This window comes from Nocardia sp. NPDC058176, from assembly GCF_042883805.1.
In the GTDB taxonomy this organism is placed as follows: Bacteria; Actinomycetota; Actinomycetes; order Mycobacteriales; family Mycobacteriaceae; genus Nocardia.
In genome coordinates this window covers 422464-439353 of sequence record NZ_JBHVVA010000005.1, presented here as the reverse complement: position 1 = coordinate 439353, position 16890 = coordinate 422464, and the positions used below count along the sequence as shown (strand labels likewise).

General features: G+C 70.2%; 17 protein-coding genes. 2 read left to right on the top strand and 15 right to left on the bottom strand.

Features of this window, described 5'->3' with window-relative positions:
• Positions 1–72: 72 nt before the first annotated feature.
• The 13 genes from ACFVVM_RS26400 to ACFVVM_RS26340 all read right to left on the bottom strand — a co-directional run bounded on the left by ACFVVM_RS26400 (position 73) and on the right by ACFVVM_RS26340 (position 13922).
• On the bottom strand, positions 73–657 hold the full coding sequence (locus ACFVVM_RS26400; protein WP_387623422.1) for a hypothetical protein: 585 nt from the start codon (positions 655–657) through the stop codon (positions 73–75).
• 282 nt (positions 658–939) lie between these two features.
• On the bottom strand, positions 940–2424 hold the full coding sequence (locus ACFVVM_RS26395; RefSeq protein WP_387623419.1) for an AIM24 family protein: 1485 nt from the start codon (positions 2422–2424) through the stop codon (positions 940–942).
• A gap of 96 nt (positions 2425–2520) precedes the next feature.
• The gene (locus ACFVVM_RS26390) at positions 2521–3075 is read right to left on the bottom strand and encodes a GNAT family N-acetyltransferase (protein ID WP_387623416.1); all 555 of its coding nucleotides are present in this window, start codon (positions 3073–3075) and stop codon (positions 2521–2523) included.
• Positions 3072–4046: an ABC transporter substrate-binding protein gene (locus ACFVVM_RS26385; RefSeq protein ID WP_387623413.1), complete on the bottom strand. Its 975-nt coding sequence runs from the start codon at positions 4044–4046 to the stop codon at positions 3072–3074. The genes ACFVVM_RS26390 and ACFVVM_RS26385 overlap by 4 nt, the downstream gene beginning before the upstream one ends.
• A 33-nt stretch (positions 4047–4079) precedes the next feature.
• Positions 4080–5165 carry a FecCD family ABC transporter permease gene (locus ACFVVM_RS26380; RefSeq protein WP_387623410.1) on the bottom strand — a complete coding sequence of 362 codons (1086 nt, stop codon included), beginning with the start codon at positions 5163–5165 and terminating at the stop codon, positions 4080–4082.
• A complete protein-coding gene (locus ACFVVM_RS26375; RefSeq protein WP_387623406.1) occupies positions 5162–6127 on the bottom strand; it encodes an ABC transporter ATP-binding protein in 966 nt (321 codons plus the stop codon). The genes ACFVVM_RS26380 and ACFVVM_RS26375 overlap by 4 nt, the downstream gene beginning before the upstream one ends.
• Complete coding sequence (locus ACFVVM_RS26370) at positions 6124–7368, bottom strand: hypothetical protein (RefSeq protein WP_387623404.1); 1245 nt, start codon at positions 7366–7368, stop codon at positions 6124–6126. Before ACFVVM_RS26370 ends, ACFVVM_RS26375 begins: the two co-directional genes overlap by 4 nt.
• Positions 7365–8201 (bottom strand): class I SAM-dependent methyltransferase, encoded by an 837-nt coding sequence (locus ACFVVM_RS26365; protein WP_387623401.1) that lies wholly within the window; start codon positions 8199–8201, stop codon positions 7365–7367. Before ACFVVM_RS26365 ends, ACFVVM_RS26370 begins: the two co-directional genes overlap by 4 nt.
• Positions 8185–9477, bottom strand: a complete 1293-nt coding sequence (locus ACFVVM_RS26360; RefSeq protein ID WP_387623398.1) for an MFS transporter — start codon at positions 9475–9477, stop codon at positions 8185–8187. The genes ACFVVM_RS26365 and ACFVVM_RS26360 overlap by 17 nt, the downstream gene beginning before the upstream one ends.
• A gap of 23 nt (positions 9478–9500) precedes the next feature.
• On the bottom strand, positions 9501–10601 hold the full coding sequence (locus ACFVVM_RS26355) for a mandelate racemase/muconate lactonizing enzyme family protein (protein ID WP_387623395.1): 1101 nt from the start codon (positions 10599–10601) through the stop codon (positions 9501–9503).
• Positions 10598–11851 (bottom strand): PLP-dependent cysteine synthase family protein, encoded by a 1254-nt coding sequence (locus ACFVVM_RS26350; RefSeq protein ID WP_387623392.1) that lies wholly within the window; start codon positions 11849–11851, stop codon positions 10598–10600. Before ACFVVM_RS26350 ends, ACFVVM_RS26355 begins: the two co-directional genes overlap by 4 nt.
• Positions 11848–12675, bottom strand: a complete 828-nt coding sequence (locus ACFVVM_RS26345; protein WP_387623389.1) for a hypothetical protein — start codon at positions 12673–12675, stop codon at positions 11848–11850. The genes ACFVVM_RS26350 and ACFVVM_RS26345 overlap by 4 nt, the downstream gene beginning before the upstream one ends.
• Positions 12672–13922: an ATP-grasp domain-containing protein gene (locus tag ACFVVM_RS26340; RefSeq protein WP_387623386.1), complete on the bottom strand. Its 1251-nt coding sequence runs from the start codon at positions 13920–13922 to the stop codon at positions 12672–12674. Before ACFVVM_RS26340 ends, ACFVVM_RS26345 begins: the two co-directional genes overlap by 4 nt.
• A 138-nt stretch (positions 13923–14060) precedes the next feature.
• On the opposite strand from ACFVVM_RS26340, the gene ACFVVM_RS26335 reads away from it, so the two are divergent.
• Positions 14061–15485 (top strand): amidase, encoded by a 1425-nt coding sequence (locus ACFVVM_RS26335; RefSeq protein WP_387623384.1) that lies wholly within the window; start codon positions 14061–14063, stop codon positions 15483–15485.
• On the opposite strand, the gene ACFVVM_RS26330 is transcribed toward ACFVVM_RS26335, so the two are convergent.
• Both ACFVVM_RS26330 and ACFVVM_RS26325 read right to left on the bottom strand, forming a co-directional pair.
• A complete protein-coding gene (locus ACFVVM_RS26330; protein WP_387623381.1) occupies positions 15486–15716 on the bottom strand; it encodes a hypothetical protein in 231 nt (76 codons plus the stop codon).
• A 201-nt stretch (positions 15717–15917) separates the two neighbouring features.
• A complete protein-coding gene (locus ACFVVM_RS26325; RefSeq protein WP_387623378.1) occupies positions 15918–16376 on the bottom strand; it encodes a MarR family winged helix-turn-helix transcriptional regulator in 459 nt (152 codons plus the stop codon).
• A 37-nt stretch (positions 16377–16413) separates the two neighbouring features.
• Here ACFVVM_RS26325 and ACFVVM_RS26320 point away from each other — a divergent pair, with 37 nt between their 5' ends.
• Positions 16414–16824 carry a cupin domain-containing protein gene (locus ACFVVM_RS26320; protein WP_387623376.1) on the top strand — a complete coding sequence of 137 codons (411 nt, stop codon included), beginning with the start codon at positions 16414–16416 and terminating at the stop codon, positions 16822–16824.
• The last annotated feature ends 66 nt before the right edge of the window (positions 16825–16890 follow it).

Below are 16890 nucleotides of genomic sequence, written 5' to 3'. Positions count from 1 at the left end.
GCCCTACCGTCAGAGCGGATGATGAATCCGCTGCGGGGCTGGTGACATCGCAGGCGGCGCGGCGGGGCTTTCTCAGCCGATCGCGAAGAATTGCCGGGTGCTGCCGTCGTAGGACGAGCCGGCGTCGACGATGACCGCGCCACCGGCGATCTGGTCGGCGGGGACGGCGAAGCACTGGTTGCCGGTTCCGGTGGCGCCCGGATACAGCTCACCTACGTCCCTCAGCGGGTCGGGGATCACGCCGCACGAGTCGTTGTAGGTGGAGTATGTGTTCCCGGACGAGCCGTAGTACCTGAATTCGAGGTCGGGCCACGGAGTGCCGGTGTCGCCGCCGACGTATTTCGCCGCCGCACGAACGATGACGAATTGTCTGCCCTCGGCAGGGGGATCGTTGAACTGGTTCTCCGCCAGTACCTTCGATGTGGCATTGGTGTCGACGCCGACAACGGTGACCTCCCAGTCCGCGCCGACGGCTTGCGCCTGACCGAGCGGGACGGGGCTGTTCCTGGTGCCGAGTTCGCTGGTGTTCTGCATCAGCACTATGCCGTCGGACCGGGGTGCCGTCGATGGCGTGTGGTCGATGGTCGAGTACGCCTGGGTGGATACCAGAACTCCGCCGACTGCGGCGGCGGTGATGACGATGGATCGGGCTCTCATGGGATGCCTCTTCCAGCAGTGCGCGCAGGTGCGCGCGATCAGCAAGGTGCCGGTTTCGCCCCGCCGAAACCGGGTGCGCAGCCGCGAGCAGCCGAGCGCCGTGGCTCGGCGGAGAAGCGGCTTGTCGTGGCCTGTGTGCTCACGGCCTCGATGGCTGCGGTGCCCGGGACGCCATGGTCTCCCGCGCGCATCGCCCGCCCGAGTATCCACTGTGGGCTCTCGGCCGATGGCGATGCGCCGTCCGAATCGTTATGTCGGCATCGACTAACGGAGCGCGCGTTCTCAGCCGAAGATTCCGCCGGAATGGCCTGCCTGCTGGCCGCCGCCCGCGCCGCCGATGAAGCCGCCCGGGGGCATTTCGGAGGGCTGGACGATGACGAAGCCGCGGCCGGAGAAGGACAGGGTGCTCGCTTCGCCGGTGCTGCGGCCGATGAGGCGGCCGAGGCCGAAGGAGTCGTTGCGCTTGATGCCGGTCTGCAGGCTCGACGACCAGGCGACGGCCGCGTTGGGGTCGGCGTAGGTGGCCTGGTCGACGGTGAGGACGACGGGGACGCCGTGGGTGGTGATGGCGATGCGGCCGCGGCCGGTGAACACGCAGTTGAACAGGCCCGCGCTGGAGGCGTAGGCGGCGGCGCCCTGGACGCGGGCGACGGTGTACTGCAGGCTCGGTTCGAAGGCGAGGACGTTGGCGCCGTTGATGGTGAGGCCGTCGGTGCCGTCGAGGTCGATCAGGTGGACGTCGGCGGCGCTGTTGGCCAGGAACAGGTCGCCGCGGCCGCTCACCTTCATCAGCGGCACGCCCTCCCCGGTGAGCTGCTGGCGGATGGCGCGGCCGATTCCGCCGGAGCCGAGCGCTTTGAACTCCAGCTCGCCCTGGTAGGCGACCATCGAGCCCGCGCGGGCCATGACCTCGCCGTTGAGCCCGACCCGGACCATCTTGCTGCCCTGCTTCTGGATCCCGAGGCCGTTGACCTCGGCGTGCTTGGGGTCGAACAGATCGCTGTGCACGGGCTGAGCTCCTTGCTGGGAAGAGAACGAATGCTGCGCGTTGCCCGGAGGAGGCGCGGGGTTGGGTGGGGACTGTCCCGGCACCGGAGCAGCATGGCTCGGTTGGCCTCCGGCGCCCGGTCCGTAGCCGGGGTTCCCGGGCTGCGCGCTCGGGTAGGGCGCCGGGTTGCTCGGATACGCCGGGGCGGAAGCGGATGGGAATTGGCCCGGCGGAGGGACGTGGGGAGCTGATGGATTGCCCTGGGCGACAGGGGGTTCCGGTTCGTCGTCGAGGTTGACGCCGAAGGCCGAAGCGATGCCTGCCAGGCCGTCGTCGTAGCCCTGGCCGATGGCGCGGACCTTCCACGCGCCGCCGCGCCGGTAGATCTCCACGCAGACGACGGCGCTCTCGGTGGTGAGTCCGGCGATGGGGAAAGTCAGTGCCGCCGAACCGGATCCGATGGTGGCGGTGAGCTGGCCGACGCCGGCGAAGGTGGCGGGTCCGCGACCGTCGAGGCTGGCCGCGACCACCACCCGGTCGACATCGGCGGGCAGGGCGGAGGTCTGCACCTGCACGACATCGGGTCCGCCGTTGCCGTGCCGGTAGGTGACGCCGGGACCGACGGGCTGGTTGAAGAACACGAAGTCGGCGTCGGACCGGACCGCACCCGCGGAGTTGAGCAGCAGGGCCGACACGTCGACCGGCGCCGAACTGGCCACGGTGACGGTCAACTGGTCGCCGGGCGCGGGCCGGTTCTCACCGGGTGCCAGCGCGGTCACGACGGAACACCCGCAGCCGGGGTGGTTCGTCCGAGGGGCAATCGTTCCACGGACTCGATAGTGCCGTGTCCGTCGTCACCGCGCCAGCGGCACCCCTCAGCGCACCTGTTCGCGATCGAGCGGGATCTCGAGGTGCACGGTCTGGAACCCCTCGTGTGGGCCGCGCGCGTCGTGCACGATCTGTCCGACGGTGCGCCAGAATTCCAGCGCGCCGGGGGTGCGCGCGTCGGTGTGCAGGTACAGCCGCTCGAAGGCGGGCGTCGTGCGCACGTGCTCGATGGCCGCCTCGACCAGTCGGCTGGCCAGTCCGCGCCGGTGGTGTTCGGGGCGGACATAGACCCGGAACAGCTGTGCGGTGGTGTCATCGGGATAGCGCTGGGCGAGTTCGGCCGGATGCGGCGGGTGCGCGGGCCCCTGGGCCCGGATCGCGGTGGTCGCCACGATGACACCGTCGCGCTCGGCGACCCAGAGCCGATTGCGCGGGTGGCGCAGATACGCGGTGTCGGGATCGATGACGTCCTGGTGGTATTCGGGCAGATAGCCGATGCCGAACACCTGGTAGAAGGTGTCGAGCATGACGCTGCGGGCACCGGGGACATCGGCGGGACCCGCGGGCCGCACGACGTAGCCGGTGGTGGTCGCGGTGCTCATCGCAGCGCGCCCAGCTCGCGGTCGAGCACTTCCAGACCCTCGACGGCGACCGGGCCGGGGCCGGTGTAACCGAAGGGCGCCACGATGATTCGATCGGATTCGATCGCGCGCAGTCCGGCCAGTTCGGGACGTTGCCGCAGGGCGGCGCGGGCCGATTCGGGCGTCTGGTCACCCTGGGTGAGCAGGATGATCACCTCCGGGTCCCTGGCGATCAGCGTCTCGGTGTTGGCTTCGAAGCTGCGCTTGGCGGTGTCGCCGTAGATGTTGTCCAGGCCGAGGATGTTCATCTGGACGTCGACGGTGCTCTTGCCGCCGTAGGCGTTGAGCTTGGCGCCGTCGCGGGAGATGATCAGCGCCGCGGCGGGGATGCGGGTCGCGGTGTCGCGGTGGCGGTCGGTGACGGCGGTGACCCGCTGTTGCAGTGCGGCCACTTCGGCCTCGGCGGCGGCGCTCGTGCCGAAAAGCTGTCCGTAGAGCGCGATGTCGGCGAAGACGTCCTCGAACGACCCGGCGGCGTCCTGGCAGTAGCCGCGAGTGATCAGCAGCGGGATGTTCACCTGGGCGAGGTCTTCGGGGGTCACCGCGGCGCCCTCGAAGCTCACCACCAGGTCGGGGGAGCGGTTGATGATCTCCTCGCGTGCGAGTTCGCCGGAGGGGGCGGTGATTTCGACGCCGGACAGCGCGTCGGCGTACTGGCCGGGGAAGGGCGCGGTCTCGAAGGTTCTGGTGGTGAGGCGATCGGCGGCGCCCGCGGCGGCGATCAGGGGTGCGCCGATGGAGCCGACGGTCACGACGCGCTGCGGTGGCGCGTCGAAGGTGACGTCGCGGCCGCAGCTCGAGATCGTCAGCGGGAAGCCATCGGCCGTCGTCGCGGTCGTGGCGGCCGGGGCGCAACCGGCGATGGTCGCCGCGGCGAGGAGTGCGACCGCGGGGACGCGGGCGCGGGAGAGAGTGGGGACACCTGTGGACACGGTGATCGGTATTCCTTTCGTGGAGCGGAGAATTCAGGAGCTGGTCGCCGGCCGGAAGCGCCGGATCAGGACCAGCAGCAGCGGCGCGCCGACAGCGGCGGTGACGATGCCGATGGGCAACTCGCGCGGGGCGAAGACGGTGCGCGCGGCGACATCGGCGACGACCAGGAACAGCGCGCCGATCAGCGCGCTGACCACCAGCAGCTGCCGATGCGTGCCACCGACACACAGCCGGGCGATGTGCGGCACGATCAACCCGACGAACCCGATCGCCCCCGCCACGGCGACGACCGCGCCCACCGCCAGCGCGACGACGACCAGCGCCCACAGCCGCACCCGATTCGGTGCGATGCCGAGCGTGCGCGCGGTGTCGTCGCCCGCGGCGAGCGCGTCCAGGCGCGGCGCCATCAGCAGGACCGCGGCGGTGGCCGCGGCGACGACGAGCACCGTGGTCCCCACCGAGGACCACGCGGCCGAGCCGAGCGAACCGAGCAGCCAGAACAGCACGGTCCGCGCGCCTTCGGGCCGGTCGGAGGCGAAGATCAGGAAGCTGGTGGCCGCCGAGAAGATGTAGCCGATGGTGACGCCGCCGAGCAGCAGGCGCAGCGAGGTGAGCTGGCCGTTGATCCGCGCGATGAGGAACAGCAGCGCGGTGGCGCACAGGGCGCCGATGAAGGCGCTGGCCGCCAGCGCGGTCGCGGTGGTCGCGGCGGTGACGCCGAACAGCAGGTACACCGCGGCACCGGTGGACGCTCCCGAGGTGACGCCGAGAATGTGCGGATCGGCCAGCACATTGCGCACGATGGTCTGCAGCACCGCGCCGCTGATCGCCAGTGCCGCACCGACGAGGGCGCCGAGCAGGACGCGTGGGACCCGCACGAGCCAGACGATGGAATCCTGTGCGACGGTCCAGTCCGCGGTGGCGGGGTGGCCGATGGTGTGGTGGCCGATGATCCTGGCGACGGTGCCCGGCGGGACCGAGACGGGGCCGAGCCCGGCGGCGAGGAGCAGGGCGGCGCCGAGCGCGGCGCCGAGTCCGCCGATCCAGAGCAGGTTGCGGCTTCGGTGGCGGGCGTGGTCGAGGTCGTCGACGACAGCTTCGTCGAGGAGCGCTGTCATCGGCTGGTGGCCTTTCGTGATGCATGGCCCGGTGTCGAGGCTGACCGGGTGTTGCCGGGTGGCGCGGAACGGTCGGTGGTGTGCGCGGGATGGGAGGTCTGACCGGAGGGTTGGTGGCGGGAGGTGACGGGTGACCCAGCGGTGGTGTGGTGCGTGGCGGCGCTGGGATCTGCTGTGGTGGACAGGGTTTCGTGTGGCTGCTCCGCGGCCGGGCCGAACAGCAGTTGGGGGGCGCCGAAGGCGGTGGTGCGGTGGACGGTGATGCCGTAGACCGGTTCGAGGGTCGCCGGGGTGAGGACCTGGTCGACGGTGCCCGCGGCGGCGATGCGGCCGTGTTCGAGCAGGACGAGGCGATCGCAGTAGCGGGCGGCGAGGTTCAGGTCGTGCAGGACGACGATGGTGGTGGTGTCGGTGAGATCCCTGACCAGGCTGAGCAATTCGTGCTGGTAGCGGATGTCGAGGTGGTTGGTGGGTTCGTCCAGGAGCAGGTGATCGGCGTTCTGGGCCAGGGCGCGTGCGATGAGGACGCGTTGGCGTTCGCCGCCGGAGAGGGTCGCGTAGCGGCGGTCGGCGAGGTCTCTGGCGCCGACATGGGTCAGCGCCGCGGCGGCCGCGATCCGGTCGGCTCGCGAATATCCCTGGTACGCACCGACCCACGGTGAGCGCCCGAGCAACACGATCTCGGCCACCGTCACCGGAGTATCCGGGGGTGATTCCTGTGCGACGACGGCCAGCCGCGCTGCCAGTTCACGACCCCGCAGTGCGGCGACGGGGGTTCCGTCGATCGCGATCGACCCGGACTTGGCCTGCAGAGCCCGATACATCAACCGCAGCAGGGTCGACTTCCCCGATCCGTTGGGCCCGATCAGCCCGACAGTGCTGCCCGCTTCGACCTGAAAGCTGATGTCGTCCAGCGTGATCTGGCCGTCATACCCGAACCGGATCTGCTCCACGGTGATCATCGGACCCACACCTTCGGCGACGTCGAGAGGGCATTCTCGTCCGATTCCACGTCGATCCGGTCGGCAGTGGCTCGGTCGAGACGGTGACCCAACCGATCATCGGGGCGCGGATGGGCGGAATCTTCGGCGCGGTGGCTCGGGTGAGCATCGACGCGCGAGCCGGCCGCCACCGGGATGGCGTCGTCTGGTCGGCCGTCGCCCCGCGTGACGTGGTCCGTCTGGGCGCGGACGCCCGAGGGGTGGCCGATGTGTGAGCGGGTGGAATTCCGCACGGTCGCACCGCGGGGGCGTTCGGCCAGGTGACCGGCGCTCGGCGTGGCATGTCGGGAATGGTCGGCGCGGTCCGAGGACGGATCGGGGCCGTCGGGTGGGCCGGGGTGCCAGGTGTGGTGCACGGTGACCGACTCCGCGAAGGTGAGGCAGAGCTCTTGTGCGGCAGTCATTGTCGTCTGGTAGGCGGGGTCGGCGTCGTCGAGGAGGATGCCGGTGGTCGTGCCGCTGTGGGCCACGACTACGCCGAGTGCGCCGAGGTCGTGTGCTGCGGTGATGGTCGTGTCCAGGTGGGGGCGGTGGCGGGCGGTGGCGTTCAGCTGGGCGCTTCGGGTGGCGACCGCGCCGATTCGGCAGACGTCGCCTGCGGCGATCGCGGAGCCGAGTTCGGTCAACAGCGCGCTGTATTCCTGCTTGGCATACCGGCTGAACGGTCTTGTGTGCCGGTTGAATTCGACGGTGTCGATCAGCCCGCCTTCGTCGCCGGTGACGATGGTGAAGGCGGGGAGGTGGCCGAGGCGGGCGAGCAGGCGGGCGTCGCGGTGGAAGTAGGCGACCGAACCGGCGTGCATGACGCCGTCGGAGGGTTCGATGGTGCGCAGGTCGGCCTCGATCTCGTTCGTGTGCAGGGTGCGGCGTTCGGCGTCGGCGATGGCGCGGGCGGTGGCGACGAGGTCGGCGGTGGAGCTGGCCAGGCCCTTGCCCTCGGGGAGGTCGCTGAGCACGGTGAGTCGTCCGCCGCGCAGCACCGCTGAGCGCTCCACCATCGCCGCCGCGAGCCGCAACGCCTTCGACTTGTGCTGTGGAACAACGGATATGGGCTCGTCGAGTGGCTCGAAGAGTGCGACCGAGCCGCTGCGGATGGGCAGGGTGACCAGGAAGTGGCGGTCGTGTTCGGCGGTGACGCCCTGCAGGAGTTCGCCACAGCTGCCGAACGCGCTGCCGACGCCGATGCGGGGGCGGCGCGTCATCGGGTCGCGTCCGCGCGGCGGGCGAGCACGTGCAGCCGGTCGCCGGTGAGGTCCTCGTGGATCCGGCCGTCGGCGGGCCAGGCGGGCTCGGTGAGCGGACCCGGCGCGTCGAACATCGTGACCACCTCGAAGCCACTCAGCTCCAACAGGAATCGGAGTTCCTGCGGGAAGAGCAGCCGCCAGGCGGTGTGCTGGACGACCGGTTCCGCGCAACCCGACCAGGTCCAGGTCCGCTGCCTGCGCAGCAATTGGGCGGGTAGATCGAGGCGCAGTGTGGTGCGTGAGGTGTATTCGACGCCCTCCCAATCGATCCGAGCGACCAGTTCCTCGTCGAGCAGCTCGCGCCGCCCTCGGTCGGTGAGCAGGAAGGCGCCATTGCGCATCTCGAATACGGCCAGACCACCGGGGCGCAGACAGCGATGGAAATTGCGCAGTGCCGCGACGAGATCACCGGTGTCGTGCAGGTGCAGCAGGGTGCTGCCGAGGCAGGTGAGCACGTCGACCGGGGCCTCGGTGCGGACGGTGCGCGCGTCGCCCACCTCGACCGTGAGGCCGGGGTTCCGGTTGCGCGCGTAGGTCACCATGCGCGGTGCGATGTCGACGGCGCGGACGGCGTAGCCGAGTTCGGCGAGGCGGGCGGCGTCGCGTCCGGTGCCGCAGCCGATGTCGAGCAGGCTGGGCGAATCGGCGCGGTCGGCGAAGCGGGTGACCAGGTCGTGGACGAATCGGGCGTTGCGGTCGCCGGTGCCGGGGAAGGTGCGTTCGTAGAGGGCCGGGTTGTCGGTGAGCAGGTTCTCACTGGACCGGACCGGGTCGCTAGCGGATGTCGTCATCGGTGCCATCGCCTTTCGCCGAGCGCGCTGTGGCGGGAATGGAAGGGGGAGTGGGGGTTACGGGGCCGGGGAGCGCGCCGTAGCGGTGCAGTGCCACGATCGCGGCGGCCGAGAGGACGCCCGCGCCCGCGCAGACGAGCGCGGGTGGCCAGGTCAGCGATCCGCCCGCGCGGTCGAGGACGGCGCCGGTCACCGAGGTCGCCACGACGGTGAACAGGCCCGAAGCCAGGTAGAACGCGCCGAAGTAGGTGCCCGTCAGCCGGGTACCGGCGAAGCGGCCGATCGCCTCGTTGACGAAGGGCTGCACCGCCGTCACACCGATCGCGAGCAGGATGGCGGCGAGGATCACCGGCGCGATCCGCAGCGCGGTATCGGCGGGGCCGGTGCCGGTGATCCGCACGATGCCGGTGGCGGCCGGTGGCACGAGGAATGCCGCGCCCATGATGGCCATGCCCGCCGCCATCGCGGGCCCGCGCCGGGGTCGGCGGGCCAGCACCCCGGTGACCCGGACCTGCAAGGTCACCACCGCGATCGTCTCGACGACGAACAACGCGGCCACCGCGGCCGGACCATGTCCCGGCGCGGCACTGTCTTGGGCTTGCAGGGTGAAGATGAAGTAGATCTGGCTCTGCAGGGCGAACATCGGCATCAGCGCCAGGGCGAAGGCCCAGAACCTGCGGTCGCCGAACACGATCGCGAAATCGGCACGCACCGTGCCCTGGTGTGGTGCGACCCTCGCGGCGGGCAGCAGCGCCCATTGCGCTACCGCCAGCGCCGCGAAGACCGCCGCGGCGACCAGCGCGCTGATCCGGAATCCCGCCGCCACCAGCACGGTGCCGAGCACCGGCCCGATCGCCGAGCCTGCGTTGCCGAACACGTTGAACAGCGCGAACGCCTGTGCCGAACGGTCACCGCTGTCCCGGGCGATATAGGCGCGAACGGCCGGATTGAACAGGGCACCGGCGAAACCGGTGAGGACCGAGGCGAGCAACACCACCGGCAGCGAACCGCCGACGGCGAACAGCAGGAATCCCACGGCCCTGATGGCGATACCGACGACGATCACGCCGCGTGCCCCGAGCCGGTCGGCGGCCGAACCGCCGATCAGGAACAGCCCCTGCTGGCTGAGGTTGCGCACGCCGAGCACCACACCGACGACGGCCGCGGACAGGGCGAGATCCTCGAGCAGATAGTCGGCGAGGAACGGAATGAGCAGGAAGAAGCCGATATTGCCGATGAGCTGGTTGGTCAGCAGCAGCCGTACGGACAAGGGCATGGCGCGGAAGGTGTCGATCCCGTTCACTCGGGTGCCTCGGGATCGCGCCGCGCGGACTCGGGTGCGCGGTCGGCCGGTCCGGCCGCGACCGGCGTCGGATGGACGCCGAGTCCGGGTGCGCTCGGTCGGTGCAGAATGCCGTCGGTGCCGCCCAGACCGGTCCACGGGTCGTCGGCGAGCAGGAGATGGCCGTCGAGGTCGATCCAGCGGGCGGCGCCGGCCAGGTGGAGGGCGGGGGCGATGCCGAGGGAGCTGCTGGCCTGGCAGCCGAGCAGGACCGATTTGCCGTGGTGGGTGGCCCAGGTGAGCATGGCGCGGGCGGCATCGAGGCCGCCGCATTCGGCGAGTTTGATGTTGATGCCCGCGATGTCGGGTGGCAGCAGGCGCAGGTCGGCGATGGTGCCCGCGTCCTCGTCGGCGATGATCGGCATCGGCACCGCGCGGGCCACCGCGCCCAATTCGGCCGGATTGCCCGCTGGCACCGGCTGTTCCACTGCGCCGAGGCCGATGTCAGCCAGCGCGCGCAGGACGCGGATCGCGGTGTCGGCGGTCCACGCGCCGTTCGGATCGAGCAGCAGGTCGGCGGTCGGTGCGGCGGCACGAATCGCGCGCACGCGGGCGATGTCTTCGTCGGGGTCCGGTGCGCCCGCCTTGATCTTCAGTACACCGAACCCGTCGGCAGCGAGTCGTCGCGCGGTCTCGGCGGCTTGCTCGACCGGCATGAGGCCGATGGTGTACGCCGTGCGCACCGAATCCCACTGTGGCAGCTTGAGATAGGTGCCCATCGTGACACCGGCTCGACGGGTGAGCAGGTCGTGCACCGCGCTGTCGAGTGCGGCGACGACAGGCAGCGCGTGGGTGAAGTCCAGGCGCAGCAGGGCGAGATGCGCTCGAAGCTGTTCGGGCTCGGAGTATTTCGCTGTGCGAGCGGCGATGTCGGTGAGGGTTTCCTCGATGATCGCGGTGTCCAGTCCGAACCGCTCGCTGGACACGACCTCGCCGAATCCGGTGTGTCCGTCGACGGCCAGCTCCACCCACACCGCGTCCCGGCCGGACATCGTCGCTCGCGAAATGCGCAGCGGACTGGCCAGTTCCAGCCGAGCCGTCGTCCAGGACAACTTCACGACGTCACCCCGTTCGCCGTCTCGCGGCCTGTCGCCCCGTTGTCCTGAGAATCGCGCGAGGTCCCGGCATCGTCGAGAGCTGTGTTGCCGCGGATCACCGCGCCAACGGAGGCGGGTTCGTGTGTGGCGGAGACGCTGGGAGAGACTGCCGCGTGCCCGGTGCCGAGTTCGCGGGTGGCTGAGTGCGCACGGGAGTTCGCCGGTGCCGGGCCACGATCGGCGGCGGGGTCGCTGACGATGGTGCAGCGTGCCCATCCGTGGGCGATTTCGCTGTTCGGCGCGGAAATCAGTGCGGGGGTCGGCGCTGGGGTGGTGAGCAGGCCGTGGTGGTGACACCAGTCGTCGTTGTAGATGGTGCGCAGGTATCGGTGGGGGCCGTCGGGGAAGACGGTGAGGACTCGGGTGTCGGGTTCGTGTTCGGCGACCCAGCCGGCGACCAGGGCCGTGGCGCCGGTGCTCCAGCCGCCTGCCAGGCCGGTGGTGGCGGCGAGGCGGCGGCAGGAGGCGACCGCTTCGGTGGCGTCGACCCAGTGCACCTCGTCGAAATCGGGGTAGGCCACATTGCGCGGGAGGATGCTGCTGCCGAGGCCGCGCATGAGGCGGCGCCGGTCGGGTTGGCCGAAGATGCGGGAGCCGACCGCGTCGACGCCGATCACCCGCAGGTGCGGCCAGCGTTCGCGCAGGACCCGGGTGAGTCCGGCGCAGTGGCCGCCGGAGCCGATCGAGGCCACCAGCACATCGACGGTGTCGACCTGGTCGAGGATCTCCTCGCCCATCGCGCGGTAGCCGCTCGCGTTGTCGGGGTTGTCGTACTGGTCGGGCCAGTACGCGCCCGGTGTGGCGGCGAGGAGTTCGGCGAGGCGGTCGAGTCTGGCCTGCTGCCAGCCGCCGGTGGGATGCGGTTCGGTGACCACCTCGAGTTCGATCCCGTAGGCCGAGAACAGGCCGCGCAGATCGGGTTCCAGCTCGTCGTCGACGACGAGCCGAACCGGATGGCCGAGCGCCTTGCCTGCCAGCGCCAGCCCCAATCCCAGGGTGCCGCTGGTGGATTCGATGATCGTGGCGCCGGGCCGGAGATCGCCCCGTGCCGCCGCGGCCGCCAGCATCGAGACCGCGGCGCGCGCCTTCATCCCGCCGACGCTCACCGATTCGAGTTTGGCCGTGTACCAGCTGTTTCCGGCCCGCACCCGGGCGACCGGCGTGCGGCCGATCAGCTCGAGCAGGGCGGGCTGACCGAGATCCGCCGTCATGGCAGCTCCCGGTAGGTCACCACGGTGCTCGCGCCGCCATCGAGGGAGAAGAACGGATACGGCTCGGCCGAGACGGCGTGCACGCCGGCGCCGAGAAACCAGGGCAATACGGCGCTACCGGTCTGGGCGAACAAGACCATCGGCAGGTCGCGATGGCGTGCGGTGGCGCGGAGCTCGTCGAAAGTGTTGTTGCCCAGCGTCATCCCGGTGACCAGCAGAGCGTCGAAGTCCGACGGCGCCGACTCGACCGACTCGAACACCGGCTCGCCCCACTCGGTGACCCCACCGGCCAGATCGCACGGGAGATACGCGATGGCGCGAGCGCGCAGTTCCGCGAGCAGCGATCCCACCACCCCGACGACGAGCACCTTGCCGACCCCGGCGGGCAACAGGTCGACGACGGCGCTCGCCCGGCGGCGCGACTTCGTCAGCGAGGTCGGACCGTCGATCACGACCTCCGTCCCCGGCCTGCCACCCGCGTGGGGATGCGGCCGGACGTGCATCAGATAGGCGTCGAGAGCGGCGATGCGCACGGCGGGCACCGGATGATCGAGCAGCTCGGCCACGGTCGCCGCGACACAGTCGTCGACGAGTTCGCCGGTGGCCGTGCCGGGTTCGAGTCCACAGGAGCCGACGGCCGCGCCGATCCGGATGCTGAGCACCTCGTTGCGGTAGGCCCGATTGCGGCCGGCGTGCTGGGTGCCGTAGGTGGTGCGGAATGCCGTCGACGCGCGCAGGGTGCTCGCCTCCGGGCCGAGGCGGCCCGTGCTCGCCCAGGCGGTGAGTTCGGCGACCGAGTCGGGGCGCAGTGCGGAGTCGATCATGCGGGACCGTCCGCGAATTCGAAGCGCAGGTCGTCGATGATCTTCTGCGCCAGATCGCCTGCGGTGCCGGGTGTTCGATCAGCGACCATGATGTGTGCGAGGTAGCCGCTGTTGTCTGTTGCGGGACGGACCTCGGTGCCGGGAGCCGCGAGTTTCTGCTCGACGATCCTGACGTCCTCGGCCGGGCCATCGACCCGGGTCAGCACACCCGACTGCTCGGGGACGGCGAAAGCGATCGCCGCGCCGGCGACACCGGTGCTCTGCGGCGTCAGATCCGGTGTGCGACCCGCCGCGACCTCCGCATGCACCGCGGCGAGGTCGATTCCGGTGACGCGCCGCACCAGTTCGGTGATCCGGTTGCCCGCGGGCCGCGGATTCACCTCGATCAGCCGTGGACCCTTCGCGCCGAGTTTGACCTCGGTGTGCGCGACGGTCGCGTCGAGACCGAGTGCGGTGATCGCGGCGACGGCCAGGTCGGTGACGGCGGACTCGTCCGCGGGTGACAGCGCGGCCGGGAACATGTGTCCCGCCTCGATGAAGGCCGGAGCGCCGGTGATCCGCTTGTCGGTCACACCGATCACCGTGGTCCGCCCGGCGGCGGTCACCGTCTCCACGCTGAATTCCGGGCCGTCCACGCACTCCTCGAGCAGGATCTCCGGTGAACGCCGCTGGCCACGCGCGTTCACGGGGAACCCGGCGATCCGGTCGACGGCGGCGCGCAGCTGTGCGTCGTCGTCGACCCGGCTGACGAACATGCCCCCGCACAGGTCGACCGGCTTCACCACCAGCGGATAGCCGAGTTCGGCTGCCGCGGATCGGATCTCATCCCACTCGGCGGCCACCGCGAAGGCTGGACCGGCGACCCCGGCGGCCTGACAGATCTCCCTCGTCCGATGCTTGCTACAGGCATCGGCAACGGCCGTGCGACCCGGCCCCGGCAACCCGAGATCGGCGGCGATCGCGGCGACCGTCGGCAGGTAGTAGTCACACGAGCTGAGCACGCCGTCGAAACCGAAGAGCGCGTGCAGTTTTCGCACATGCGGCAGCAGGGTCGACTCGTCGTTGGTGTCGGCGGTGAACACATTGGCCGCGCCGAGCAGCGGGTGCGGGCTGGGTGTCCCCGCGCGCAGGTAGTGCCCGAGATCCCTGGTCAGAAAGCTGAATTCGTGTCCGCTGTCCTTGATTCCCGCCGGGAGCAGGGTGCTCATCGAGCCGACCCAGCTCTCCACCATCAGCAGATGTGCCACATGACCTCCACGCCTCGAACAAGATGCTAATGATAACCATTATCGTTACTTTGTCGATAGGCTGAGCGGTCTGTGTGGGTTCGGTGTGGATGTTCGTTACCGCTGCGAAGGGCCGCCGGGACGGATTACCCTGCGGTTATGAGCTCTGCGGTCCATGGATTCACCGACGACGCACTCGGTACGCTCGACGCCGTCGGCGTCGCCGCCGCACTACGGGCGGGGGAGGTGAGCCGGGCCGAGGTGATCGAGGCCGCGATCGCGCGCACCCGCCGGGTCGACCCGAGCCTGGACGCGGTCCAGCTCAGCTGTTTCGACCGGGCGACCTCGGCGCCGGAGACCGCGGGCGTGTTCGCCGGGGTGCCCGCGTTCGTCAAGGACAACACCGATATCGCCGGCCTGCCCAGCTGCCACGGTTCGGCCGCGTTCACCCCGCACGCGGCCACCGCGACCGGCGGGCCCGGCGCGCAGTTCCTGCACTCGGGCGTGATCGTGCTCGGCAAGTCGACGCTGCCGGAGTTCGGGCTCACCGCGAGCACCGAGTTCACCCATCGCGCGCCGACCCGCAATCCGTGGAACCCGGAGTACTCGGCGGGTGCGTCCTCGGGCGGCTCGGCGGCACTCGTCGCGGCCGGTGTCGTGCCGATCGCGCACGCCAACGACGGTGGTGGGTCGATCCGGATCCCGGCCGCGGCCAACGGCCTGGTCGGGCTGAAGACCACCCGCAACCGGCTGCTCGACCAGCCCGGCGCGCGCAAGCTGCCGGTGCACCTGGTCTCCGAGGGCGTGGTCACCCGGTCGGTGCGCGATACCGCGCACTACCTGGCCGCCGTGGAACAGTTCGGGGCGAACCCGAAGCTCGCGCCGGTCGGGCTGGTCGAAGGGCCCAGCGCGCGGCGGTTGCGGATCGGGCTGATCACCGCCGATGTCCTCGGTCGTCCGGTGCATCCGGACAATGCCGCGATCCTCGAATCCGCGGCCACGGTGCTCGGCGGTCTCGGGCACGAGATCATCGAGACGCGACTGAACGTGGACCCGCGCTTCATCGAGGATTTCAAGCAGTACTGGGCCGTGATGGCCGCGGCGATGGCGCTGTCGTTCCGGCTGGGGCATCGCGAGCACTTCGATGCACGCAAACTCGACCCGTTCACCACCGGCCTGATCGGGCTGGCCAAGCGCAATCCGCTCGGCTCGGCCGCGGCCGCCTGGCGCCTGCGTGGCGGCACCGCCACCTACGACAAGCATTTCGCCGAGGTCGACGTGCTGCTCACCCCCGTGCTCTCGCATCCGGCGCCGCGCATCGGCGAGCTGGCACCGGGCCAGCCCTTCGACGCGCTGTTCGCGAAACTGGTCGACTATGTGGGCTTCACGCCGCTCAACAATGTCGGCGGCGGACCGGGCATCTCGGTGCCGCACGGTCTGCTGCCCGCCGGGCTGCCCGGTTCGGTGCAACTCGCGGCGCGCCGGGGTGACGAACGGACCCTGCTCGACCTGGCCTACCAGCTCGAAGGCGCGAGCCCGTTCCCACGGATCGTCGACCGGCCGGCCGCCGCGGGCGCCGCCTGATCAGTTCTGGCGCGTCGCGACATTGATCGGGCGCAGCCGCCCGGGGCTGGTGGTGCCCGCCTCGAACGTCCAGTGCTCGCCGTCCCAGCCGGGGTACTCGGTGCGCCAGCGGTCGACCAGGCGCGCGTCCTCGAGCGAGGCGACCACACCCGCCGATCCGGTGTACTGCAACCGTTCGTACTTGTGGCGGGTGACGGTGTCGACCGTGGCGACGGCGGCTAGCAAAGACATGGGTTGACCTCTGGAGAATCGGTGAACGGTGGTGTGACGAGGGTGTTGCCCGGCCGTCGGCGCGGGTGTCGCGGTGGCGCGTCACCGCTCGATCCCGAGATGCCGCGCACCGCGCCACCGCGCGTAGGTTTTGAAAATCCAATAATTCGGATTAACGGGCACCCGTCGAACGCATCGTGCGGTCGGGCCGAATGGTTACGGTCACCAGCTCGGGCGGACCCGGCCGGGAACGACGACCTGGGTCAACGCGGCGCCGATGTCGGCGACGGTGGCGGCGCCGAGAGTGTCGGTCCAGCGCTGGGCGAACTCGGTCAGCGCGGTGTCGGCGGCCTGTGTGCATGCCCGGCCGCGGTCGGTGAGGGTGATCAGGCGGGCGCGGGCATCGCGCGGATGGGGATTGCGGTCGGCATAGCCCTTGGTGACCAGCTCGTCGACCAATTGGCTGGCCGCCTGTTTGGTGACACCGAGATGCTCGGCGATCTCGCCGATGGTGGCGCCCTCAGGGGCCATGCGCACGAAGGCGAAGCCGTGCGCGGGCCGCACATCGGTGAATCCGGCCGCGCTCACCCCGGCCTGAATCGCCTGGCTCACCTCCGCCGCTGCCGCCAGCAGGAGGAGCGGGAGGTCGCCGGACGGCGGATTCTTCGGCACGGGCGTCATTCTGGCACTTGACACAGTAGTCAATCTACTTGACTATATGGACAAGCAGATTGACTATCTGAAGGAGGCGTCCATGCCTGTCATCCGCTCCGCCGACGCGCAGGTGCACGAAGTGCACAACGCTCGGTTCACCTCGCTGATCCGTCCGGGCACCGGCAGTGCGGAGCTGTGCGTCTGGCAGACCGAGGTCGCGGCCGAATCGACCGGGGTGCCGCACCGCATCCTGGGGGAAGAAGCCTTCGTCTTGCTCGCGGGCGAGGTGACGATCACCATCGACGGCGAATCCACGGCGCTGCGGCCGGGTGACGCGGCGGTGGCTCCGGCGGATTCGATGATCGCGCTCACCAACGCGGCCGCCGAGCACGCCGTTCTGCTCGTCGCCGTTCGCGCCGGATTCGGCGCCGAACTGCCCGATGGGACCACTTTTGTTCCGCCTTGGGCATCCTGAGCCGTCCCGGCCCCTGTTTCCGAGCATTGAACTTGTAAGTTCGGCTCGCCTAACAATATAATTCCG